Source organism: Paraburkholderia sp. GAS334 (assembly GCF_050436625.1).
Lineage (GTDB): Bacteria > Pseudomonadota > Gammaproteobacteria > Burkholderiales > Burkholderiaceae > Paraburkholderia.
Genome location: NZ_JBNDMO010000014.1, coordinates 109124 through 132475, shown reverse-complemented (window position 1 = coordinate 132475; position 23352 = coordinate 109124). Strand labels below are relative to the sequence as shown.

The 23352-nt window shown below is 60.1% G+C and carries 19 protein-coding genes; 15 read left to right on the top strand and 4 right to left on the bottom strand.

The genetic code is table 11. From position 1 onward, the window contains the following. Positions 1 to 33: 33 nt before the first annotated feature. The 4 genes from P3T21_RS24110 (at position 34) to P3T21_RS24095 (ending at position 4803) form a co-directional block, all read left to right on the top strand. Positions 34 to 960 carry an ABC transporter ATP-binding protein gene (locus P3T21_RS24110; RefSeq protein WP_429258510.1) on the top strand — a complete coding sequence of 309 codons (927 nt, stop codon included), beginning with the start codon at positions 34 to 36 and terminating at the stop codon, positions 958 to 960. Then, on the top strand, positions 957 to 1718 hold the full coding sequence (locus P3T21_RS24105; protein ID WP_429258465.1) for an ABC transporter permease: 762 nt from the start codon (positions 957 to 959) through the stop codon (positions 1716 to 1718). The genes P3T21_RS24110 and P3T21_RS24105 overlap by 4 nt, the downstream gene beginning before the upstream one ends. A gap of 74 nt (positions 1719 to 1792) precedes the next feature. Then, positions 1793 to 2701 carry a LysR substrate-binding domain-containing protein gene (locus tag P3T21_RS24100; RefSeq protein ID WP_429258464.1) on the top strand — a complete coding sequence of 303 codons (909 nt, stop codon included), beginning with the start codon at positions 1793 to 1795 and terminating at the stop codon, positions 2699 to 2701. Between the two features lie 233 nt (positions 2702 to 2934). After that, a complete protein-coding gene (locus P3T21_RS24095) occupies positions 2935 to 4803 on the top strand; it encodes a serine aminopeptidase domain-containing protein (RefSeq protein ID WP_429258463.1) in 1869 nt (622 codons plus the stop codon). A 25-nt stretch (positions 4804 to 4828) separates the two neighbouring features. Here the strand turns inward: P3T21_RS24095 and P3T21_RS24090 are convergent, their stop codons facing one another. Both P3T21_RS24090 and P3T21_RS24085 read right to left on the bottom strand, forming a co-directional pair. Next, entirely contained in the window at positions 4829 to 5455 is a 627-nt protein-coding gene (locus P3T21_RS24090) for a phosphatase PAP2 family protein (protein ID WP_429258462.1), read from the bottom strand. A gap of 153 nt (positions 5456 to 5608) precedes the next feature. Continuing rightward, positions 5609 to 6577, bottom strand: a complete 969-nt coding sequence (locus tag P3T21_RS24085; RefSeq protein WP_429258461.1) for a hypothetical protein — start codon at positions 6575 to 6577, stop codon at positions 5609 to 5611. A 196-nt stretch (positions 6578 to 6773) separates the two neighbouring features. On the opposite strand from P3T21_RS24085, the gene P3T21_RS24080 reads away from it, so the two are divergent. Then, positions 6774 to 8243: a sigma 54-interacting transcriptional regulator gene (locus tag P3T21_RS24080; RefSeq protein ID WP_429258460.1), complete on the top strand. Its 1470-nt coding sequence runs from the start codon at positions 6774 to 6776 to the stop codon at positions 8241 to 8243. Positions 8244 to 8277: 34 nt separating this feature from the next. Here P3T21_RS24080 and P3T21_RS24075 read toward each other — a convergent pair whose 3' ends face one another. Next, on the bottom strand, positions 8278 to 9777 hold the full coding sequence (locus P3T21_RS24075) for a mannose-1-phosphate guanylyltransferase/mannose-6-phosphate isomerase (protein ID WP_429258459.1): 1500 nt from the start codon (positions 9775 to 9777) through the stop codon (positions 8278 to 8280). Positions 9778 to 10474: 697 nt separating this feature from the next. Between P3T21_RS24075 and P3T21_RS24070 the strand changes: the two genes are divergently transcribed. The 4 genes from P3T21_RS24070 (at position 10475) to P3T21_RS24055 (ending at position 16001) form a co-directional block, all read left to right on the top strand. Beyond that, positions 10475 to 11284 (top strand): Crp/Fnr family transcriptional regulator, encoded by an 810-nt coding sequence (locus P3T21_RS24070; RefSeq protein WP_429258458.1) that lies wholly within the window; start codon positions 10475 to 10477, stop codon positions 11282 to 11284. A 155-nt stretch (positions 11285 to 11439) separates the two neighbouring features. Continuing rightward, a complete protein-coding gene (locus P3T21_RS24065) occupies positions 11440 to 12594 on the top strand; it encodes a polysaccharide biosynthesis/export family protein (protein WP_429258457.1) in 1155 nt (384 codons plus the stop codon). 56 nt (positions 12595 to 12650) lie between these two features. After that, entirely contained in the window at positions 12651 to 14948 is a 2298-nt protein-coding gene (locus tag P3T21_RS24060) for a polysaccharide biosynthesis tyrosine autokinase (RefSeq protein WP_429258456.1), read from the top strand. Positions 14949 to 14999: 51 nt separating this feature from the next. Beyond that, complete coding sequence (locus P3T21_RS24055) at positions 15000 to 16001, top strand: acyltransferase family protein (protein WP_429258455.1); 1002 nt, start codon at positions 15000 to 15002, stop codon at positions 15999 to 16001. A 130-nt stretch (positions 16002 to 16131) separates the two neighbouring features. Here the strand turns inward: P3T21_RS24055 and P3T21_RS24050 are convergent, their stop codons facing one another. Further along, a complete protein-coding gene (locus tag P3T21_RS24050) occupies positions 16132 to 16380 on the bottom strand; it encodes a hypothetical protein (protein WP_429258454.1) in 249 nt (82 codons plus the stop codon). Between the two features lie 615 nt (positions 16381 to 16995). Here P3T21_RS24050 and P3T21_RS24045 point away from each other — a divergent pair. The 6 genes from P3T21_RS24045 to rfbA all read left to right on the top strand — a co-directional run bounded on the left by P3T21_RS24045 (position 16996) and on the right by rfbA (position 23214). After that, entirely contained in the window at positions 16996 to 18483 is a 1488-nt protein-coding gene (locus P3T21_RS24045; protein WP_429258453.1) for a lipopolysaccharide biosynthesis protein, read from the top strand. Between the two features lie 9 nt (positions 18484 to 18492). Beyond that, positions 18493 to 19488: a glycosyltransferase family 2 protein gene (locus tag P3T21_RS24040; RefSeq protein WP_429258452.1), complete on the top strand. Its 996-nt coding sequence runs from the start codon at positions 18493 to 18495 to the stop codon at positions 19486 to 19488. Continuing rightward, positions 19485 to 20129: an acyltransferase gene (locus tag P3T21_RS24035; protein WP_429258451.1), complete on the top strand. Its 645-nt coding sequence runs from the start codon at positions 19485 to 19487 to the stop codon at positions 20127 to 20129. The genes P3T21_RS24040 and P3T21_RS24035 overlap by 4 nt, the downstream gene beginning before the upstream one ends. Further along, positions 20126 to 21283: an NAD-dependent epimerase/dehydratase family protein gene (locus P3T21_RS24030; RefSeq protein ID WP_429258450.1), complete on the top strand. Its 1158-nt coding sequence runs from the start codon at positions 20126 to 20128 to the stop codon at positions 21281 to 21283. Before P3T21_RS24035 ends, P3T21_RS24030 begins: the two co-directional genes overlap by 4 nt. A gap of 17 nt (positions 21284 to 21300) precedes the next feature. After that, entirely contained in the window at positions 21301 to 22203 is a 903-nt protein-coding gene (locus tag P3T21_RS24025; protein WP_429258449.1) for a glycosyltransferase family 2 protein, read from the top strand. 96 nt (positions 22204 to 22299) lie between these two features. Further along, positions 22300 to 23214, top strand: coding sequence for a glucose-1-phosphate thymidylyltransferase RfbA (gene rfbA / locus P3T21_RS24020; RefSeq protein WP_429258448.1), 915 nt, complete (start codon positions 22300 to 22302; stop codon positions 23212 to 23214). The last annotated feature ends 138 nt before the right edge of the window (positions 23215 to 23352 follow it).

Genomic DNA, 23352 nt, shown 5'->3' with positions numbered 1-23352 from the left:
AGCGAAAGCCCGGCTTCTGCTATCGTCGCGGTCATGCAACCTATCCTGTCCATATCCAGTCTTTCGAAAACCTACGCCACGGGGCTTCACGCGCTAAAGAACATCAACCTTGCGATACGCAAGGGCGAGATCTTTGCATTGCTGGGGCCGAACGGCGCGGGCAAGACGACACTCATCAGCATCATCTGCGGCATCGTCAGGGCGAGCGAAGGCACTGTCGTCGTCGACGGCCACGACATCGCGACTGATTACCGCGCCGCGCGCTCGATGATCGGTCTCGTGCCGCAGGAACTGACCACTGATTCGTTCGAAACCGTGTGGGCGACGGTGTCGTTCAGCCGCGGCCTGTTCGGCAAGCCAGCGAATCCCGCCCACATCGAAAAGGTGCTTCGCGACCTCTCGCTATGGGACAAGCGGAACAGCAAGATCATCACGCTTTCCGGCGGGATGAAACGGCGTGTGCTGATCGCCAAGGCGCTATCGCATGAACCGCAGGTGCTGTTTCTCGATGAGCCGACCGCAGGCGTCGACGTCGAACTGCGACGCGACATGTGGAAGCTGGTCCGTTCGCTACGCGAAAGTGGCGTCACGATCATTCTGACCACGCACTACATCGACGAAGCCGAAGAGATGGCTGACCGCATTGGCGTGATCAACGCTGGCGAGATCATGCTGGTTGAGGACAAGACCGAGTTGATGCACAAGCTGGGCAAGAAGCAGTTGGGGCTGCAGCTGGAAAGCCCGCTCGACAGCATTCCGGCGACGCTCACCGGATGGAATCTTGAGCTGGCCAGCGACGGAAACGAATTGACTTACACCTACGATACGCAGGGCGAACGCGGCAGCATTCTTGCGCTGCTCAAAGACCTTAACGATGCAGGCATCCGCTTCAGGGATCTTCAGACGACGCAGAGTTCCCTTGAGGATATCTTCGTGAGCCTCGTGCGAGGTGAGCAATGAACATCAACGCAATCCGCGCGATCTATCGCTTCGAGATGGCCCGTACGTGGCGCACGCTCATGCAGAGCATCATTGCGCCGGTGATTTCGACTTCGCTTTATTTTGTTGTGTTCGGCGCGGCGATCGGCTCGCGGATCAAGGAAGTCGACGGCATCAGTTATGGCGCGTTCATTGTGCCTGGACTCATCATGCTGTCGCTCCTGTCGCAGAGCATTTCCAACGCGTCGTTCGGCATCTACTTTCCGAGGTTCACGGGCACGATCTTCGAGCTGCTGTCCGCGCCGGTGTCCTATCTTGAGATCGTGGTGAGCTATGTGGGCGCGGCCGCGACCAAGTCGATTGCGCTTGGTCTGATCATTCTCGCGACCGCAGGCCTCTTCGTGCCGATTCAGGTTCAGCACCCGTTCTGGATGATCCTGTTTCTGGTGCTGACCGCGGTGACGTTCAGTCTGCTAGGTTTTATCATTGGCATCTGGGCCAACAGTTTCGAAAAGCTGCAACTGGTGCCGCTGTTGATCATCACGCCGCTGACGTTTCTTGGCGGCAGTTTTTACTCCGTCAGCATGCTGCCGCCCGTGTGGAAAGTGGTCACGCTGTTCAATCCGATCGTCTATCTGGTGAGCGGATTCCGCTGGAGTTTTTACGGGCTCGCCGACGTGAGCGTTGGCGTCAGTCTTGCGATGACGGGCGTTTTTCTAGCGGTGTTTCTGGTGATCGTGGCGTGGATCTTCAAGACCGGCTACCGATTGAAGATGTAGCGGGCGCCTGTGCCCGCCGTTCACGTATGTTTCACCTTTCTCCCTTTTAACCGCTAATTTCGAGGAGCGCCGGTATGGATCGTCTCCAGGCAATCGAAGTCTTTACCCGGGTGGTCGAGACTAACAGTTTCTCCAAAGCGGCAGAGCTGCTTGACCTGCCACGCGGATCGGTCAGCAACCTGATCCAGGGGCTCGAGGAGCACGTCGGCGTGCGGCTCCTGAATCGCACGACGCGCTCGGTCAGCGTAACCGACGACGGCGCGCTCTATTACGAGCGATGCGTGCGCATTCTCGCCGAACTCGCCGACGCCGATTCGTCGCTGTCGAACAAGATACAGAATCCGTCAGGCACGATCCGCGTCGATACGTCGGGCACGCTTGCCAGAACGCTGCTGCTCCCTCTGCTTGACGATTTCTATCGCCGTTATCCGCAGATCGACGTGCGGCTTGGTCTTGCTGACCGGAATATCGACATCGTTCAGGATGGCGTGGACTGTGTGATACGCATGGGCGCGCTGGAAGAGTCGAGCCTCGTCGCGCGGCGTATCGGCAACGCGCGTATTACGACATGTGCGTCGCCTGCGTATCTGGAAGAATATGGCACGCCTGCCACGCTCGAGGATCTGCGCGCACATCGGGCCGTGAATTATGTGTCCGCGCGCTCGGGAAAGACGTTTCCGTTCGAGTTCGAGGTGGACGGAGAGATCGTCAAGATTTCGCTCGACGGACCGCTCTCGGTGAATGACGGCACCGTCTATGTCTCCGCAGGCGTGCGCGGTTTCGGCATCATCCAGCCTTCGCGCTTCATGGTCGCGGATCTGCTCGAACGTGGCGAGCTGCGTGAAATCCTGACCTCATATAAGAGCCCGTCGACGCCGCTTTCGCTTGTTTACCCGCATCGGCGTAATCTGAGTTCGCGGGTTCGCGCGTTCACCGACTGGGTGATCGAAATCGCGCGGAACCATCCCGATCTGCGGACTTAAAACGCCTGGCCGCGCAATACAAGAAAAATAGCGCGGCCGGTCGAATCCCCTGCACGCCGCGTTGGCGCGCCTTATCCCACTCATCGCCCCCCTGACCAAGTGTGTGAAAGCGAACCGACGGTCGCCTTGCCTATATCGCTTACTTAATAGTGGATACACGGCCCATAGCGAGGTCTTGGGCCGAGAAGCAAGGCTGACCCGAAGAGCGCTAACCAACAAAAGGGCGTTGAGCAATGAAACCTGTCGTTTTTGGTGGGCATTTCGGCTGGTTACATCCTGGCCACGGAGACAGAGCGGTCGTGCTGTGTAATCCGCTGGGGCATGAGGCAATGTGGTTGCATCAGACGATCCGTCAACTCGCGGAAAAGCTGTCGGAACGGGGCGTAACGACATTGCGTTTCGATTACCTCGGCACCGGCGACTCGGCAGACCTCGATGGCCTGTTGCGTCCCGACGACTGGGCAGGCGAGGTGCTTCAGGCGGTGGCGTACGTCAAAAGCGTGACCGGTGTCGAACGGGTTTCGCTCGCGGGATTCCGGTTCGGGGCCCTCGTCGCGGCGCTGGCGGCGGAGCGAAGCGAGATCGAATCGGTCGCCATGATCGCACCGGTCGTGTCGATGCGTGGGTTCATGCGTGAAATGAGCATCCTGCATCAGACGTGGCTGCAGAAAGCCCAGATAACCGCGGCTGATCTTCATACGCCAGCGGACGCTTTCGATCTGCTGGGCCACCGTTACAGTGCGGAGGCCATGGAAACGCTGGGGAAGCTCGATCTGCGTCAGAGCCGGCACGCACCGGCATCCCGTGTCCTGCTGGTTCACAGCGGCCAGCGTGACGGCTGCGATGCGCTGGCGGCGCATTTCGAAGCGTGCGGCGCACGGGTTGACGCCGCGCCCTTTGAAGACTTTCTGGAGACCTTTCAGCCCGGATGGCAGACGGAGTTGCCGAAAACGGTGCTGAAGAGCGCTACGGACTGGCTCGCCGCCGATACGGCGCTTCTTCCTCATGCGGGGACGCTGGACGGCGACGCCAGCCCGTCCATCGTGACCTCCAGCGCGATTGAATGCCCTGTTCAGTTCGATGACGGCCGCCTGTTCGGCGTGCTGTGTGAACCCGCCTCGAAAGGGATGCCGCGCAACACCACGCCGGTGCTGCTGATCGCCAACACGGCGGGCACGCATCATGTCGGTGACGGCCGCTTCAGCGTGGAGCTCGCGCGGCAGCTTGCGCTGCTTGGATACGCGTCGCTACGGATGGACGCGGACGGAATCGGCGACAGCCAGGGCGCGGCTGTTCCGCGTTCGATAGGATCGCTGCCGCTGGACGGCATCGCGGCGGACCTGTCGCGAGCGGCCGACTGGCTCGCCGGGCACGGCTATCGTGACGTTGCGGTATTCGGTATCTGCGCGGGCGGCTATGCGGCACTGCGTGCGGCGCAATCGAACCCAACAATCCGCGCGCTCATCCTCGTCAATCCTGTCGGCTTTCTATTTCCCGACGGCTGCTCGATGCGGGCTGCCGCGAACCTGCAGTCGGGCTCGCCGCGTGCGCATCTGCGCTCGATGGTGCGGGCCGGAAAGTGGGCGCAGGTCATGCGCGGGCAGGTCCGGCTTGCGCCGGTGCTGCGCACCATGTGGCGTCACGCGCGCGCGCATGCGCGGGCCCTGATCGCGGCATGGACCAATGAAGCTTTCGATACGGCGACACAAAGCTATCACGTGCGTCAGGCAATCCGGCGGCTGGACGCAAGCGGTGTCCATATCCGCATGCTGTTCAGTCCACGGGATCACAGTCTCGACGAGCTGCATCTGCATTTCGGCGTCAGCGGGCATCGTTTGAGGAAGCTCGCCCGCGTACGTGCGCTTGTGTTTCGCAACATGGATCACGAAGTGCTCGACCGGGTGGCGCGTGACCATGTCATCGCGGTGTGTCACTCCTTTCTGCATGAGGCGTTCTTCACCACTGCAATGAACGAGGCGCCAGCCGGGGCGACGCAAGGGCAAGGTGTGACGACCTCGACCGGCGTGAACGCAGGAGACAGTGCGCGGCATTTCGATGCCGGTCTGCGGGCGGGCTTGCGCCGCGCGAGGAAGTCAGTGTGATGCCACGCGCGACGCGTGGCATCGTCTAGTGCATTTCATCCGCCTGGGCTTTCGTCCATTCCGATAACTCAGGCGCCGTGCGATCGATCCAGATCGATACGGGCGCAATCTTGCCGTGACACACCACGATCAGGGCGAGCGCGATAGCCGCAAACGGAGTCGGATCGTAACGCCTGAGCGTGGTATGCGGCTCGCTGCTTCGCGTCGCCATCAATGGCCAGCACGTCATGCCAGCGATCAGTGACCCGATCAGCCAGCCTGTCGCGACTTCGGCGGTCGAATGAAAGCCGATCAGTCTGCGTGACACGCCGATCGCCAGTGCGACCGCAAGGCCAAAGAGAAACGCACGTGCTGTCGTGCGGCGCGTTGCGTGACTTCCGCAGATAACGAAAATGGTGGGATACACCGCGCTCGCCAGCATGGTGTGTCCGCTCACCATCGTGATGTGTAATGCGGACAACTGCATGCCCCAGCCGCGGTGTGCGAAGCGGCATGCGGCTACAACAAATACGCCTGCGCTAAAGCATGCAACCCAGGTCAGCAGGAGGCGCCATGAACGCGTCGTGCCAAGCCAGACCACGACGATCACGGCAAGCGGCGCGGTGACGTAAGGATCACCAAAATTGGTCAGATAGAGCAAAAGTCTCATCATAGGTCGTGTTCAGGTGCGTGGTTCCAGCGTGTCAAGGCGTGTTGGATACAGTCCGGTACGTCGCAGCACGTTTCGCGCCCATACCGGTTTCACATTGCGAACGCGGTGCATCTGGCGCGAGTGCACACGCGCTTGCGGTGACATAGGGTTGTTTCAATGGTGGCTGTGAACGATCTCCACTTCGTTGGCCTCTGGCGCAGGTTTGTGCGGAACGGCGGGAGGTACGTACTCTTCCTCTGGGTAGGTTGAACGGCTCGCAACTGTTGCGGGTTCGCGCGTGGCCTGTCGGGGAGCGTGCGCCGGCGCCGCACGCGACGCAGCGGGCTTCGCTTGTGGGCGACGCTTTGCGTCGCTGGCGCCAGCATTCTGGCATCCGTGCCGCTTGCTGCTGGTGTGGCATGAATTCGTATGATGAACCGTATCGGTAACAAGCGAATCCTTGCGTACGGGTGTCTTGCGGACTGCGTCAGCACTGGCACCATCCTTGCGGATGGCCGGAGTGGGCGGGATGGGTTGTTTAAGCGCCGAGGTTTTTCTGGGTACCGCGACTGGCGGCGCAATGTGCGGTTCGTTGAAGGCAAGCTTAAACGGGGCCTCCATTGTTGTGGTCAAGCTGGCCATGTTGAGGTCGGGCATCGACAGACGGTCGAACGCGGACTTGACGACGACGCCCAGCATCATGGCCACCGCGCACACAACATAAATCAGCGCGTTGCGGCGTCTGACTGTCGGTATGCGCGCCGGCGTCTGCCGGCGGTCTCTGAACGCGCCGCTATCGCGGCCGTCGCGCGGTTTGCCGGGCCGTGCTGCCGACGGGCGCGGTCTGCCAAAGGACGCATATCTGTTGCGGGTTGATGCTGTTTCTGGGGGCGCCCCGTACTCGGTTTTTGTCTGATCATTGGGCGTCATCGAAATCCCTTTGCTGTGCCAACTAATGTTCAGGCGAATGCAACATGGAACGAATGACGCTGGATGATGCGGCGTCGCGGCAAGCAGGCGGGCATTCACTTTTTCGTTTTTTTCATGCATTTTTAATGGCGTATGTGCGGAAGCACACAAACGATTTCTTACATAGAAATGCTTATTTTTTTGCACATCATGATGCGACAATTCAGTCAGCATCACCGTGAGCCACCCGACCGGGGTTCGCGCTTCCCCGGGCAGCGACGTCGGTCGTGGCCGGTTTCACCTGCTTCGGCGCTCAGGCGCCGTCGTTCCAGGCGGACGACATCGGTAACTTTGTCACAGTCCGCACTTGATACGTGCTCAAAATATTGCCGTGTTAAAGGGCTTGACGTTAACCATATGAGGCGCTCGTATGGACGGAAAAACTGGCAGATCGCTTGTCTATATTTCGCACAGGCCTGAGCATCAGTTGTGCAAATTGCTTGAGGGTCACGACTGGGAGGTCGTGACGCTTGAGACCGCACACGCGGTGCGGCGTCATCTTCTGAAGAATGCACTGACCGTGGGAATCTTCGATTTCGCCAGCGGCTTCACGGCGCGTGAAATCGCTACGTTCAGGCCGTGCTTCAACTCGAAAGATATTGGCTGGGTTGGGATGCTTGCCGGCCATCAGATCGATAACGACGGCTTGCGCACCGTCATCCGTAACTATTTTTCCCGCTTTCTTACCGTGCCGTGCGTGCTGGACCGTGTCGTCGAAGCCGTCGGCCACGAACACGGTATGGTTGCGCTGCACGATGCGCCCGCAGCTTCTGCGGCGCTGGACGAAATCGTGGGCGAGTGCCCGGCGATGAAGGATCTGTTCCGCTCGATCAGCAAGGTGGCGAACAGCGAAGCACCGGTGCTGATCTCCGGCGAATCCGGCACAGGCAAGGAACTGACCGCGGCCGCCATTCACAGGCGTTCGATACGACGTCACGGTCCGTTTGTCGCGATCAACTGCGGTGCGCTGCCACACAACCTCGAACAGTCCGGACTCTTCGGCTACGAACGCGGTGCATTCACCGGCGCAGATGAGCGCAGGATAGGGCGCATCGAGGCGGCGCATGGGGGAACGCTCTTTCTCGACGAAGTCGGTGATCTGCCGCTCGAGAGTCAGACCATCCTGTTGCGCTTTCTCGAAGAGAAAAAAATCCAGCGTCTGGGTTCGAACGAGTTTATCGATGTCGATGTCCGCATCATTTCCGCCACCAACGTCTCGCTCGAACGGGCGGTGGACGAGGGCCGGTTCCGCTCCGATCTCTACCACCGGCTCTGCGTTCTTCGTATCGTGGAACCGCCGCTCCGGGATCGCGGCACGGATATCGAACTGCTCGCGCATTACATCCTCGACCGTTACAGAACGGAAGGTTTTCGTCAGATACGCGGCTTTTCCGACGGCGCGATCAAGGCGATGTACATGCATTCCTGGCCCGGCAATGTGCGGGAGCTTTCGAACCGCATACGGAGGGCAATCGTGCTCGCGGAAGGACGGGTATTGAGCACGGCCGATCTCGAGCTGGATTTCTACATGCTTCCGAAGGACAGCACACTCATGCAGGTGCGAGAGGCCGCGGAGCGCGATGCGATCGAGATGGCGCTTATGCGGCATTGCGATCGCCCCAATCTCGCAGCCCGCGAACTCGGTATTTCACGGGCGACGCTGTACCGGCTGATTGCGTATTACGGGTTGCGTGACCGCCCCGGGTCGAACGACACGTCTGCAGTCGACTTACCGTCCGCCGCGGGGCGGGTGGGTGGCCGCTCACCTGCAGTCGGGCCACCCGCGCGCGATGAGACAGAGTTTGCCGGTCCCGTTCTAAGACGGAGCAGCGGACGCTGACGAAGGCGCGAAGCGGGTCGTGCACCATGTTCTCCTAAACCATGCGGCCGTAGTTGTCGTCGAAGCGGACAATATCGTCTTCGCCGAGATAGGCACCCGATTGCACCTCGATGATTTCGAGCGGCGTCTTCCCCGGATTTTTAAGCCGGTGCACGGTTCCGATTGGAATGTAGGTCGACTGGTTCTCGCTCAGCAGGAAGGCCTCTTCTCCGCGTGTTACCTGTGCAGTACCGCGTACGACGACCCAGTGTTCTGCCCGGTGATGATGCATCTGTAGCGACAGGCTCTCGCCCGGTTTAACGACGATCCGCTTCACCTGAAAGCGCTCCCCGGAATCGATCGAGTCGTAGTAGCCCCAGGGGCGATGCACCTTGCGATGGTTGTCCGCTTCCGGCCCGCGTTCCGCGCGAATGCGCGATACGATCGCCTTGATCTGCTGCGCGTTCTGCCGGTCCGCGACGAGGATGGCGTCCGGCGTCTCGACCACCACCACGTCGCGTAGTCCGACGCACGCAATGAGCCTGCCCTGCGAATGTGCGAAGGTGTTCGTCGTGTCCTCGAACATGACTCTGCCGCGCGCAACGTTGCCGCCCGCGTCCTTCGGCATGATTTCCCAGATGGCGTCCCACGAGCCGACGTCCGACCATGACGCGTCCATCGGCACGACGACGCCCGGCACATTGCCGCATTCGCCGAGGCGTTCCATCACGGAGTAGTCGATGGAGTCGTCCGGGCACAGTGCGAACGCGTGCGGGTCGAGGCGAATGAACATGTCAGCTGTGGTGCCGTCGTGATGCGCGGCGACGCAGGCTGCGTGGATTTCCGGTCGGAGCGTGTTGACGACGGATAGCCACACGGATGCACGCACCACGAAGATCCCGCTGTTCCACCAGTATTCGCCGGACTGCACGTATTGTTCGGCGAGTTCGCGATGCGGCTTTTCGACGAACCGGTCGATCGTGAAGCCGCCGTCCAGACCGATCGGCATGCCGACACGGATGTATCCATATCCCGGTTCCGCACGTCGCGGCACGATGCCGATCGTGACCACGGCGCCGTTCGCCGCATAGCGTGCGGCGCGCAGCACAGCCGCCTGAAAGGCATCGCTATCCGGCACGGCATGATCTGCCGGCATCACGACGAGGACCGCATCGTTGCGGTCCGCGACTGTCACAAGCGCGGCCGCTGTCAGCGCGGGCGCAGTGTTGCGCGCGCACGGTTCGAGCACGATGCGGGCGGGCTTGCCGCACTGCCGCAACTGTTCGGCGCTCATGTATCGATGGTTGTCTCCGCAAACAAGCAGCAGGTCGTCCGTCAAAGGCCACGCTTTTTCGAGGCCGTCGAGTCGACGTGCCGTAGCGGCCAGCAATGATTCCTCGCCGAGCAGTTCGATGAGCTGTTTCGGGTATTGCTCACGCGATAGAGGCCATAGTCGTGTTCCGGCGCCGCCTGCAAGGATGACGGGCTGAATGGCGAGTGTCGAATCGGCGCTGGAGGATGGGTGCTTCGAATACGGCACGAGTGTGGTGGGCATTGATCGACTCCATTTCGATTGGGCAATGGAAATGGGTTCACCGTACGTGCGCGTTTTAAGCGGCTCTGTTCGGAGACGCGCTTAAGCGTTGCCCGATTGACAGTCGCAATCGAGCGCATCGAGACCATCGCGATTAAGCAATGAGACGTCGCGGCGCGACGTTCATCGATATCGAAACGCGTCGCTTAAGGAATGAAAGCGTGTATGGACGCGCGCGCGAACGATCAGTGCCGGCACCGGCCGTTTATCAGAAATGAGACAGTTTCGGCCCGTTGAGCGGGGTCGCCGATGGCCTCGGGCGCGTGCTCCAACCGGAGTCGAACCTGACTCGTTCGTAGGGAAATCACCTAAGGGCTATATTCAGCAAGGCTAAGCGTGCGATGCAGCATTTTGTGTGCCGCGGCGGCAAAATCTTTTCCTCCTCGATAAACCGTTCATAACTGAGACATTCTGCGCACTTGAATCATTGCAGGGTTAACCATATGAAGAAAAAGGTCATGTAAATCAAACGTTTGAGGTCCATGGCACAGAAGTCGCTTAAGAGGGGCATCGCATGAAGGACGTCTTAAGCCACGTCCCAGGAACTAGAAAGAATCGGGCCTGCTGCAGCGCGGCAGGTGTTCTGAAAACTGGCCTGCAGCTTCGATGCCCCTCGCTTACCCGTCCGGTATCCGAGGTGACCCTGGCGGAAACAATCATGCTCGACGCGACAAACGATCAACTCGAAAATCATTTGCTAGCTGCCTTCCCCGTTCCGGAACTGGCAGCGCTCGCACCGAATCTCAAACTCCAGCGGCTTAGGCCCGGGCAGTTGTTGTCCGATTCGGGCGAATCCATCAAGAACGTCTATTTTCCAACCACCGCCATCATCTCGATGATCTACCTGATGGCCGACGGCGCGACTGCCGAGGTCGCGGCAGTGGGCAACGAAGGCGTGATCGGCGTACCCATCCTGATGGGCGGCGCGACGATGCCTAACCGCATCGAGGTGCGCAGCGGCGGCTACGCGTACGCCATGAACGCGCAGCTCTTCAAGCACGAGTTCGAGCGCAGCCGGTTCGTCCATCAACTCATGCTGCTTTACATCCAGACGCTCCTGACGCAGATCGCGCAAAGCGCGTTGTGCAACCGGCATCATCACGTCGTCAAGCAGGTGTGCAGCTGGTTGCTCCTCACCCAGGATCGTTTGAAGTCCGAAGAACTGGCTGTCACGCAGCAACTGATCGCGACGATGCTCGGCGTTCGCCGCGAAGGCGTGACGGAGGCTGCGGGCAAGCTGCAGGAAGCAGGTCTCATTGGCCAGCGTCGTGGCCACATCACGATCCTGGACCGCGAAGGTCTCGAAGCACGCGCATGCGAATGCTATGGGATCGTCAAGCGGGAATTCGAACGGCTTCTTGGTGCCAGCGCCGTAGAAAAAAGCAGCACAGGGCGCTACCTGGGATCCTCGTCCGCGTACTCGAGGGAGAGCGGAATGATTCGACATACGCGCGCGCTCGAGTGCTGAACCAGAGCGTCGGTGAGACGGGCGGCCAGCAGGCCGGCACGCCCATTTGACTAACGCGCCCTCAGGTTTCACCCCGCCCGAAGCAGGTCGTCGACATCGTCGATCTCGACCGCACTCCCTGTTTCATCGCGGGCAACGATACCGGAAGAGACATCATGACAATCAAAAGCAGGTTAGTCGCTTTGCTGCTGTTTTCGGGTTTTGCCGGCTGCGCGATCGCGCCAGGGCCCTATCTGGATCCGGCGAGAATGCAGGAGGAGCCGGTCGACAATTCGCAGGCAACGGCATACCCGGTCCACATGATCAATGCGAAGGTTGTTGCTAGCCAGGTTCGAGTGAGCGATGCGACCAACCGACCGTTGCCCCAGCAATCGGCGAAGGGATACGAGGACTACAAGGTCGGGCCCGGCGACATTCTGGGCATTACCGTGTGGGGACATCCGGAGTTGACCGTCAACGCCGCCGGGCCAGCGCCGCTACCCGGGGGCGCGGATGCGAATCCGCAGACCCTCGCCGGCGGTGCGGGCTCACAGGTCGATCCGAACGGCCTGCAGGTCGCCGCTGACGGCACGATCTACTTTCCCGTGCTGGGACGTGTCCGTGTGGCAGGCATGACGACCGCCGGCATCGGCCGTCTGCTGATGCAGGGCCTGAGTTCCTATGCCGTCAAGCCGCAACTCGAAGTACGCGTCCAGCAGTTCCGCAGCCAGCAGGTTCACATGGCCGGGCAGGTGAAGAATCCTGGCGCACTGCCCGTCACCGATATGAGGCTCACGGTGGTGGATGCAATTACGCGCTCGGGCGGCACGCTCGCCGACGCCGATCTGCAGCGCGTTCAACTGACACGTGGCGGCAAATCGTATGTGCTCGATGTGCAGCGTGCGCTCGATCGGGGTGATATCACGCAGAACGTCGATCTGCGCAGCGAGGACATCGTCTACGTTCCGGATCACAACGCAAGCCGCGTTTTTGTGCTGGGCGAGATCGGGAAACCCCAGTCGCTTTTCATGGACAGGGGAAGGCTGACGCTTGCCGATGCGATATCAGGGGCAAGCAGTCTCGATTCGCGTAGCGCGGACCCGCGACAGGTGCTGGTCATTCGACGATCGCCTGACGACCCGACCCGCCCGCTGATTTACCGGCTCGACATGACGCAGGTCGACGCGATTCTGCTTTCGACCCAGTTCGACCTGCAGCCGCTCGATGTGGTCTATGTGGGCACGAAGGAAATCGCGCGTCTGAACCGTCTGCTCGAACAGTTGCTGCCTACGGTGACGAGCCTGTACCTCGCCTATTCCGTCGGTCACTAATACACAAGACGCGCACTCAGTTACTTTTTACGGTCCATCTTCATAGGGACACCAACGTGACTACGCCGAACCTCGACGCAAGATTTCTAAGCCCCACGAACGACGGCGCGCTTCACGCGCGGGACGTGATCCGCATGTTGTCGGATCACGTATGGACCATCGTCGCCACGACCCTGGTGGTCGTGGCGCTCACAGCGGCATACGTGTTCCTCGTGACGCCCGTCTATACGGCGGATGCGCTCGTGCGTGTAGACGCGCCCGATCCAAACGCGCTGGGCATTGCTCCGCAGGGACAGGTTCTGATGCAGAAGGCGGCGCCACCCACGGCCGCCGAAGTGGCAATGATGCAAAGTCGCACGGTGCTTGAGCCGGTACTGCACAAGTATGGTTACGACCTGACGGTCAAGCCTCGCTCGATCCCGCTGCTTGGTCTGATCTCAAGCAAGTTCGCGAAGGCGGGTAGTCCGTCGCGGGCCTGGTTCGGGCTGAAAACCTATGCGTGGGGCGGCGAGCAGATTCATGTCGATACGTTGAACGTGCCGCCCGATCTGGAAAACGTAGCGCTACGTCTGCGTGCGCTGGAAGGCAACCGCTACGAGGTGATCGATCCTGATGGAGAGACGCTGCTGACGGGCAAGACCGGTGTAATGGCGTCCGAGGGTAATGTATCGATGCTGGTGTCGCGGCTGGTCGCGCGGCCGGGCACCGAATTCGAGGTTACGCCCTGGAACAAGGTCAATGCGCTCAAGCGGTTTTCGCACGACGTGAAGGTGCTCGAAAAGGGTAAGGAAACGGGCGTCGTGCAGATCTCGTTCGACAGCAGCAATCCCATGCTCGCGGCCAATGTCGCTAACGGGATCGCGGAAGGTTATGTGGCAGCGACGATCACGAACCATCGGATGAACGATAGCAAGACGCTCGACTTCATCAATCAGGAACTGCCGCGTCTGCGCGAAGAACTTCGCCAGACGGAGGCAAAGCTGACCAGCTACCAGTCGGAAGCGGGTTCGCTGCAGCCGACTGTCGAAGCGCAGTCGTATTTGCAGGGCGGTATCGACTTCCAGAGGCAGATTGCCGCGTTGCAGTTGCAGCGCACGCAACTGCTCCAGCATTTCACGCCGACCAGTCCGCCGGTTGCGAACATCGACCAGCAGCTGGCCCAGCTGAACGAAGCAAAGAGCAAGTTCGATGCGCGGTTCAATAACATGCCCGTGTCCGAACGCAAGAACGTCGATCTCACGCGTAACGCGAAAGTGGCGGAATCGATCTATGTGGCGATGGTGAACAAGGCCGAGGAATTGACGGTTCGCCGCGCGGGCACGACGGGCAATGTGCAGATCGTGGATAGCGCGATCCGTCCCGCGGATCCTGTGTCGCCGAATGTGCCCCTCGTGATGGGCGCGAGCGTCGGTGTGGGGCTCATGCTGGGCGCGCTGCTTGTCTTTACGCGCAGCCGGTTGCTGACGGGCGTTAGCGATCCGCATTTCATCGAGCGCGAAATGAGCGTGCCGGTACTCGGATCGGTGTTGTACAGCGCGCATCAGGCGCAGCTGGACCGGCAGGTTCCGCGCCGCAATTTTGCCGGCAATATCGGCGAGGGCATGCTGCTTGCAGGCGCCAATCCAACCCACGCCGGCGCGAACTCGATATTGCCGCCTGAAGCGCACTACCTGCTTGCACGACGCGGGCCGCACGACTCATCGGTCGAAGCGTTGCGCGGCGTTCGCACGGCGCTCCAGTTCAACGTCGGCGAGGCATCGGACAAGACGGTTGTGCTGACCGGACCCACGCCGGGTTCGGGCAAGAGTTTTGTCGCAGCCAATCTTGCCGTGCTTGAGGCTGAAACCACCAAACGGGTGTTGCTGATCGACGCAGACATGCGATGCGGGCGCCTTGCGCCGCTCTTTAACCAGCCGAATTCAGGTGGACTCGCCGAACTGCTGATGGGCAAGGTCGATCTTGAGCATGCGATTCGCGACGTTGGCATACCGGGGCTGTCGTTCATTTCGTGCGGGGCGTATCCCGCCAATCCGTCCGAACTGCTGATGATGCCGCGTTTCAGGCAGTTGCTCGAACACCTCAACCATCGCTTCGATCTGGTGATCATCGATACGCCGCCACTGCTCGCTGTCAGCGACGCGGCGATCATCGCGAATGGCGCAGGGAAAACCGTGCTGATCCTGCGCTCCGGCATGCAGACGGAGGAAGAAATCACCGAGACGATCACGAAGCTGGAGCGCGCAGGCGCCTGGGTCGTGGGCGTAGTCTTCAACGCGGTTCCGCTGCGCCGCAGCGAACGACGCAGCTATAGCTACCTGTCGGCGTATTCGAATCATAACCACATGGCGGCGTAAAGACGGACCCGGGCGTGCCACGCGTCGCCCGTCGATACCGGAGAGGTCAGCTTGAGAGAAGGTTACGAGGACTATGCGAGAGCGGCCGGGATCGTCCTGGTCGTGTATGGGCATGTACTGCGCGGACTGGTGAGTGCGGGCCTGGTGCCGTCGCATCACTGGATTCTTCAGTCCGATTACGCGATCTACACGTTCCACATGCCGCTCTTCTTTGTGCTCTCCGGCCTGCACGTGGAGCGCAGCTTGCGCCGCGGCGCGGCAGGGTATCTGGCGTCGAAGCTGCAGACGATCGTGTATCCGTATTTCCTGTGGTCGCTTGCGCAGGGACTGGTGCTGCTGTTCGCATCGGGCGAAACAAATCACCCGTTCTATCCATCGGATCTTGTGAGGATGTTCTGGGATCCCTTCAGCCAGTTCTGGTTTCTCTACGCACTATTTCTGTGTCACATCCTGATCGTTCTGACGACGACCCATCGCATCAGGCTTGTTTGTGCGGCCCTCGTCGCTTACGCAATCGGAAGCATCTTCGATATCGGGATTCTCGCGTTGTCACTGAAGTTCTTTCTCTTCTTTGCGGCGGGCGTCCTGCTGGCAGGCCATGTGCGTGCAATGGTGTCGCCTTTGGCAACGGTGCCCGGGATGCTGGCGACAGCAGTCGCGCTCGGCGTCGCCATTTATCTTGCCCGTCCGCACGGCGAATACAACAGCGTCTGGGCGTTGCCAGCCACCGCGCTGGGCATTCTGCTGGTATTCGAGTTCGCATTATGGATGGATCGCTTTGGCGAATCGGTCGTACTCACGACGCTAGGCCAGGCCTCGATGCCGATCTATCTCGTCCACATTCTCGCGGGCTCAGGGGCACGCATCGTGCTGATGCATCTGCACGTCGACAATCTTTACGTGCAACTGTTTGCCGGTGTGATCTGCGGTCTTGGCGTTCCGCTCGTTCTGTACTTCGTCGTGCAGAAACTTCAGCTGGAGAAAGTGTTTGGCTTTCCCAAAGGGGGTTCGTCGCGAAGTGGACAGGGTCGGCCCGCCGGTGCGCTCAACTGACGTGATGAAGACCGTCGGTGAAGCGGTTGCGCGGACTGTGCGACGAGAGATGAATTCGTCGAGAGGATGCGAGTGAAAAGGAAGGGCGCGAGAGAGGCAGATGACAGTCGGGTGACGGGCGCGGATGGAATCAGCTTCTGCTGCCGTCGTGCCGGCTGTCGCGCACCAGTGCGTTGAACCACCGGCCGATCGCGCGCCCGCGCGCGGAGGCCAGTGTTGCAAGTCGCGGTACATCGGCGGCATCTCGCCTTGCGCTGATTTCGTCAGGGGTCAGAGCGCGCTCCGTCCTTTCATCGGCGCGGCGCGCAGCGATGCACAGCGACGCGACGACGACGACAGCGATGACTTCGAGGATGGCAAAGGTGATCAACAGGTACATGGTTTTCGCAAGAAGTCACGGTTCGGAAGCGGGGACAGGCCTGCATCTGGAGTCTGACGCAATGCGTTGTCTCGCGATTCGCCGAACAGTAGTCAGCGCGCGGTTCTATTCGGCGAATTGGAGGGCGGGCGCTCCCGTGGTGCGGACGCCCGTCAGCCCACTTTCGACGGGAGCGGTCAGGTGAAAGTGGCCGTTCCCTATCCCGTTTCGCCGGTCTCGACGGCAAGGATACCGCGAACGCAGCGCTTTCTGGGCGGGGTGTGTGTTCGGCTCCGTACATTGCTCATGTTTAGTGCCGACTACAGTGATCCTGATGGATGCATTGCAACACGTCGTGCCGCAGTGCACCCGCAGGACCGCTGTACGTCGAAAATCGGCAGACCTGTTCCGTATGACGAATGCCTGAGTGGCCCTGTGCGACTGGCAGGCGGCGCGCGGAACAGGGCGTGCCGGAAAGGTGGCGTCAGGTACGACGACAAGTTGGGTAGTGAGCTGCAGCAGCACGAAAAACGCCTAGCAATTGATTGGAATGCTGCTTTGCAGCAGCTTCACGGCGGTCCGTCGATTTATTTATGCCAGCGCGGCCCGAAACTTTCAGCCTCCATACCCACGACGATGCTAAAACGCAGCTTACTCGCCAACTACGCAGGGCAAACTGTCACCGTCGCGCTCGGTATGGTCATGGTGCCGGTGTATGTGCGCCATCTTGGCGTCGAGGCGTATGGGCTGATTGCGCTGAATGCGGTGCTGCTTGCGTGGGTCCAGGTGCTGGATCTGGGCCTCTCGCCAACGCTGTGCCGTGAGCTCGCCCGGATGCGCGACGATGCAGCGAGAGCAGAAGTGCGGGTGCTGTTGCAGTCGCTGGAAAAGTTTGTCGCCGGCATGTGCGTGCTGCTCATCGTACTGTCCCTGTTCGCGGCGCCGTTCTTTGCGCAGGACTGGCTCAAGGCGAAGGCGCTGCCCGATCGCGAGATACAGATCGCATTCATGCTGATGGTGCTGACCGTCTCGGCACGCTGGCTGTCTTCGCTCTACAGAGGCGGGCTCGTCGGCATCGACCGGCAGGCGACATTGAACGTCGTCGTCGTGACCTTCGCGATCGTTCGGGCCGTGCTGGTCGTGCCCGTGATCATGATATGGCCGCGGGTCGAGGTCTTCTTCCTGTGGCAGCTCGGCGCGATCGTGGGCGAAGGGCTCACGATGCGGCTCCTGCTGGGGCGCGTCATCCACGCCCCGATGCTGGTCTCGACGTTCTCCCGCGCGCTCCTGATGTCACGCGCGAAACTTTCGCTGTCGATTGCATTCTCGGCGCTCGTATGGGCGACGACGACGCAGATCGACAAGGTGATTCTGTCAAAGATGCTGACGCTGCCCGCGTTTGGCGTGTTCAGCATGGCGACGTTGCTGGCGGGTGGCATCCTGCTGCTGGCCAATCCGATCCAGCAGTCGTTCATTCCACGCTTTACTGCCGATAGCATCGGCGATGGCGAGCGCGCGATCGTGAGCTATTTCCTTGCGAGCGAGATCACGATGATCGCCGTGATTCCAGTCGCCGTCATTTTTGCGGCCGTGCCTGAACTTGTCCTGCGGCTATGGTCGCTGTCTGCGCCGTCGACCCCGGAGGCATGGCGCATCCTGCAGTGCTATGCGATCGGCAACGCCTGTTCGGCGATTGCGGGCCTGTCGTTTCTCCTGCAGTACGCAAAGGGAAATCTGTCGCTGCATATCAAGGGAAACCTGATATTCCTCGTCATGCTGGTGCCCGCAATTCTGTATGGGGCGTTCCACGGCGGTGCGCGTGGCGTTGCCTACGCATGGCTCGCGATGAACCTCTTTCAGCTGCTTGTCTGGGTTGGCATCGTGCACCGGCAGTTCCTGCCGGGTATCAATCTGAGCTGGTACAAGGGAATGGCCGCACGGGTCGCGGCTGCCGCGCTGGTCGCCTATGCCTTTCACTTCGTCGACCTGTCGGATCCGCCACGGATCGTGTTGTTCTTCTTCCTCTTTTTCATGTGGCTCGCCATGGTAACCGCGACGGTCGCGGTTTCGCCCATCGCACAACGCAAGGCCCGCGATTTTGCGGGGCGACTTGTCTTCAACTGAGAGCTAGACATGGCTTCGAATTCCGTACCACACGTGACGAATCCGGTTCTGTCCATAGTAGTCCTCTGTTACAACCAGGAAGACTATATCGGCGCGTGTCTGCAGAGTGTTCTGACCCAGAAGGTCGACGTGCCGTTCGAGGTGGTAATCGGCGACGACGGATCGAAAGATGGCTCTGTCGAGGTGATCGAGTCGTTTTGTGCCCGCTATCCGGGGATCATCAAACTGGTGCGGCACGAAAGTAACGTGGGCTACTCGCGCAACTTTGCAGATGTGATTGCCGAAACATCAGGTGAATACATCGCGTGCATCGACGGCGACGACATGATGCTGCCGGGAAAACTCGCGCGACAGCTCGATTTCCTCGAAACCCAGCGGGACTTCGGCATGGTCGTGCACAAGATGCGCACTATCAATTCAAAGACGGAAGAGCCCGTAGATTTCCCGTTGCCCAGGGCGAAACCAGCGGTTTTCGACGCCGAGTACCTGATCGAACGCGGTCCGTTCTTTTTTACCAGCTCCGCGATGTTTCGCGGCGAGTTACGCAGGCGCTATCCGGTCAATCTGGATCTCAAGGCGGTCGCCGATGTCGCGAACCTGATGCAGTCCTTCTATGGGACGCGCGCCCGCTATCTCGATGAGGAAATGGGGCTTTACCGCGTCAATCCTCAAGGATTTACGTCGACGGTCATCAAGAATCCGGCGCGACACGAGACCAATATCAGCGATATGATGAAGACGTACCGCATGGCTGAAGAGCTCGGCATGGACAAGGGCGTCGTGGATCGCGGACGGGCCCGCCTCTATCTCGGCTCGGCAATCATGTATCTGGAAACCGGCCACTACCCGGAATTCGAGCGTTGCATCGCGACCAGCATGCGCTTCGGCAGGATCAGTTCGAAACAGGCGGGATTGCATGCGATGCGGCACTGGCCGCGCACGCTGCGCCGTTCGTACACCTTCGCGAAGCAGATGATCGGCCGAACTCCGACGGTGCGCGTATGAGCGTCCTCACCGATACCTTTACACGGATAGGCAGGCTGCAGTGGCTTGACCGATGGAATCTGCTGCAACTTGCCTGGTACCGGATCAAGGCCCGCGTCTGGTACGCGCACGAATTCGCCTCGGTCGGCGAGAAGACGGCGATCTATCGGCCGATGCTGCTCTCGAACGTGCGCCATGCCTCGATCGGAAGTCGCGTGCTGATCAGGCAGGGCGCGCGTATCGAACTGATCGTCACCGACCCGGATCGGCTGCCTTCGCTGACGATCGGCAACGACGTGAATATCGAGCAGAACGTTCACATTGTGTGCGGCTCGTCTATCGAGATCCACGACAACGTCACCATCATCGGCAACTGCGCAATCGTCGATGTCGAGCATCCCTATGAGGATGTGTACGACCCCGTTCGCATCGGGCGGCGTATCCGCACGAAAGGTAACCGCGTGGTGATTGGCGCAGGCAGCTTTATCGGCTTCGGCTCGATGATTTTGCCGAATGTCGTGATTGGACGTCATTCGGTGGTGGGCAGTCATTCCGTCGTCACGCGTGATGTGCCCGATCACTGTGTCGTCGCTGGCAATCCGGCGAGGGTAATCAAGCGCTACAGCTGGCAAACGCAAACTTGGGAGCGGTGCGAATCATGAAAGTACTCATCACTGGAGGTGCGGGTTTCATTGGCTCGAACCTTGCGAAAAAGCTGGTGGCCGCTAACGCGACGGTGACCGTGCTCGACAATCTCTCTCCGCAGATTCACGGAGACGATCCCTATAACAAGTCGGCGCTATTCCTTTCGCTCGACCCAAAGGTCCGCTTTATCGAGGGTTCGGTCGCCGATCGTGCTGTGCTTGAGCGTGCCATGGAGGGGCAGGACGCGATCGTCCACCTCGCAGCGGAGACAGGCACAGGTCAGTCGATGTATGAAGTCAGCCGCTACGTGGATGTCAACGTGGGCGGTTCCGCGCTGATGCTCGACATTCTTGTGAAGAGCAAAAGCAACACGGTTCGCAAGGTGGTCGTCGCGTCGTCGCGCGCGATTTACGGCGAGGGCAAGTATCGATCTCCCGCGCTTGGCGTCGTCTATCCCGATGCGCGTGAAGAAAAGGACTTGCGCGCGGGACGATTCGACTATCTGTGTCCGCAGTCCGGTGAGCCGATGGAATGCCTGCCGACGGACGAAGACTCGAAGATCCATCCATCGTCGGTATATGGCATTACGAAATACGATCAGGAAATGATGGTGATGACCGTGTGCCGTTCGATCGGTATCGGCGCCAGCGCATTGCGATACCAGAACGTCTACGGTCCGGGGCAGTCGCTGTCCAATCCCTACACGGGCATCCTGTCTATCTTCTCGACACGTATCAAGAACGGCAATGACATCAGCGTGTTTGAAGACGGACTCGAAAGCCGCGATTTCGTGTTTATCGATGACGTTGTCGATGCAACAGAAGCGGCGCTCTTCAATGCGAATTCGGACGATCGCGTCTTCGGCATCGGTTCGGGCCAGAGAACGGCGGTGATCGATGTCGCAAGAAAACTGCGGGCGCTGTATCGAAGTGACGTGTCGATCGCGGTGACCGGCGCGTTCCGCCTTGGCGACATCCGGCACAACTACGCGGACCTCACGCGGGCACGCGAACTGCTCGACTTCGAACCCAAGGTGAGTTTCGCCGAAGGTATCGAGCGCTTCGCCGCATGGGTAGAAGGGCAGGAAGTGCAGCCGGATCACTACGAGCAGAGCATCGTCGAAATGAAATCGCGTGGACTGTACCAGGCGAGTCAGGAAGCAGCGGCGTGACGAACGGGAGCCTGAATATGAACGCCAATTCCGGGTATGCGCGACCCTTGATCGGCGTCGTGACGGTCCTTTACCAGTCCGATGGTGTGCTGGAAGATTTTTTCGCCAGTCTTGGAGTGCAGCAGCACGTCAATCTCAAGCTGTATGTGATCGACAACAGCGCAACTGAAAGCGGCAGCATCACGTCGCGCCGGATGGCCGATCAGGCCGGCATCGATACGCAGATCGTGTTTAACAACGCGAATGTCGGTGTCGCCCGGGGCAATAACCAGGGCATCAAAATGGCGCTGGCGGACGGCTGCGACTATGTGCTGCTGGCTAACAACGACGTCGAGTTTCGGGACCCGATGACGATCGCGAAACTACTTGCCCCCGTTGCCGCCGGCACGACGCTGGCCACATTCCCGAAGATCATGTACCACGGCACCAATCGTATCTGGTGCGCGGGCGGTTCGATCTCCCGCCTGAAGGCAATCACCGCGCATGTCGGTGACGGCGACGAAGATACCGGGCAGTTCGATGATGAACTGTTCTCCGAGTACGCGCCGACCTGCTTCATGATGCTTGATCGAAGTGTGTTCGAGCGCGTCGGCATGATGGACGAAAAATATTTTGTCTATTACGACGACACCGACTTTGTCTGGCGAATGAACCACGCCGACATTCATCTGCTTTATGTTCCCGTGTCGCAGGTAGGGCACAAGGTCAGTTTTTCGACGGGTGGTGACGAGACGCCTTTCAGCCTCTTCTATTGCACCCGCAATCGCATCTATTTCAGCCGGAAGAACCTGGGCTTTCCATACTCCGTGATTGCCGCGGGGTACTCGCTGATCGCCATGCTTGCGAAATGCCCGCGTTTCACGCCGGCCGGGCGCAAAAGCGTGATACGCGGAATCGTGGCGGGGATGCGCCTCGCCTGACAGGGGTCGGGCCGACGCGGTTAGAGCGTGCGAATGGCAGACACAGCAGCATAGACACAACACCAGGCAGACAAACCGTCCTTCGAAGAGGCGATCATGACGCGCAAAGGCATCATTCTGGCCGGAGGCTCCGGCACCCGGCTCTATCCGATCACTCATTCGGTTTCAAAGCAGCTGCTGCCGGTGTATGACAAGCCGATGGTTTACTACCCGCTTTCGACACTGATGGTGGCGGGTATCCGTGACGTGCTCATCATCTCGACGCCGCGCGACCTGCCCGGCTTTGTTGCGCTGTTCGGCGACGGCAGCCGCTGGGGCATGAACCTGCAGTATGCGGCACAACCTTCGCCGGACGGACTTGCGCAGGCATTCGTGATCGGCCGCTCGTTCGTGGGCCATAGCCCGAGCGCACTGATTCTCGGCGACAACATTTTTTATGGCCACGATCAGGCTGCGCTGCTGGAGCGCGCGAACCAGCGTGCCGAAGGTGCGACCGTGTTCGCGTATCACGTGCAGGATCCGGAGCGCTACGGCGTTGTCGAGTTCGATCCGCGATTCAGGGCACTTTCAATCGAAGAGAAGCCATCGAATCCACGCTCGAATTATGCGGTGACGGGTCTCTACTTCTACGACAGACAGGTTTGCGATATCGCGGCCGATATCCGTCCGTCCGCACGCGGCGAACTGGAAATTACCGACGTCAACACGTGCTATCTGGACCGCGAGCAGCTTCACGTCGAGATCATGGGGCGAGGCCATGCCTGGTTCGATACCGGCACGCATGATTCGCTGATCGACGCGGCAAGCTTCATTGCGACGCTTCAGAAGCGTCAGGGAATGATGGTTGCGTGCCCGGAGGAAATCGCTTTTCGCAAGGGCTGGATCGATGCGGAGCAATTGCAGATGCTCGCCGGACCGCTCACTAAAAATGCTTACGGCAAGTACCTTCTGAGCCTTCTCTCCGACCGGGTGACGTGGCCCGGCGAAGAGGCGTTTGCCGTCCCCGCATAACCCCGTGCAACAGGTGTCTGGTCGCGCGTCACCCGGCCGGCCTTCTGTGCGAATCCGAACCGAACCAGGGATAACACCCGCCTAGGATCGTTACTAATGTCGCAGCACGGCAATCATATCCAGCCGCGGTGCATCTGT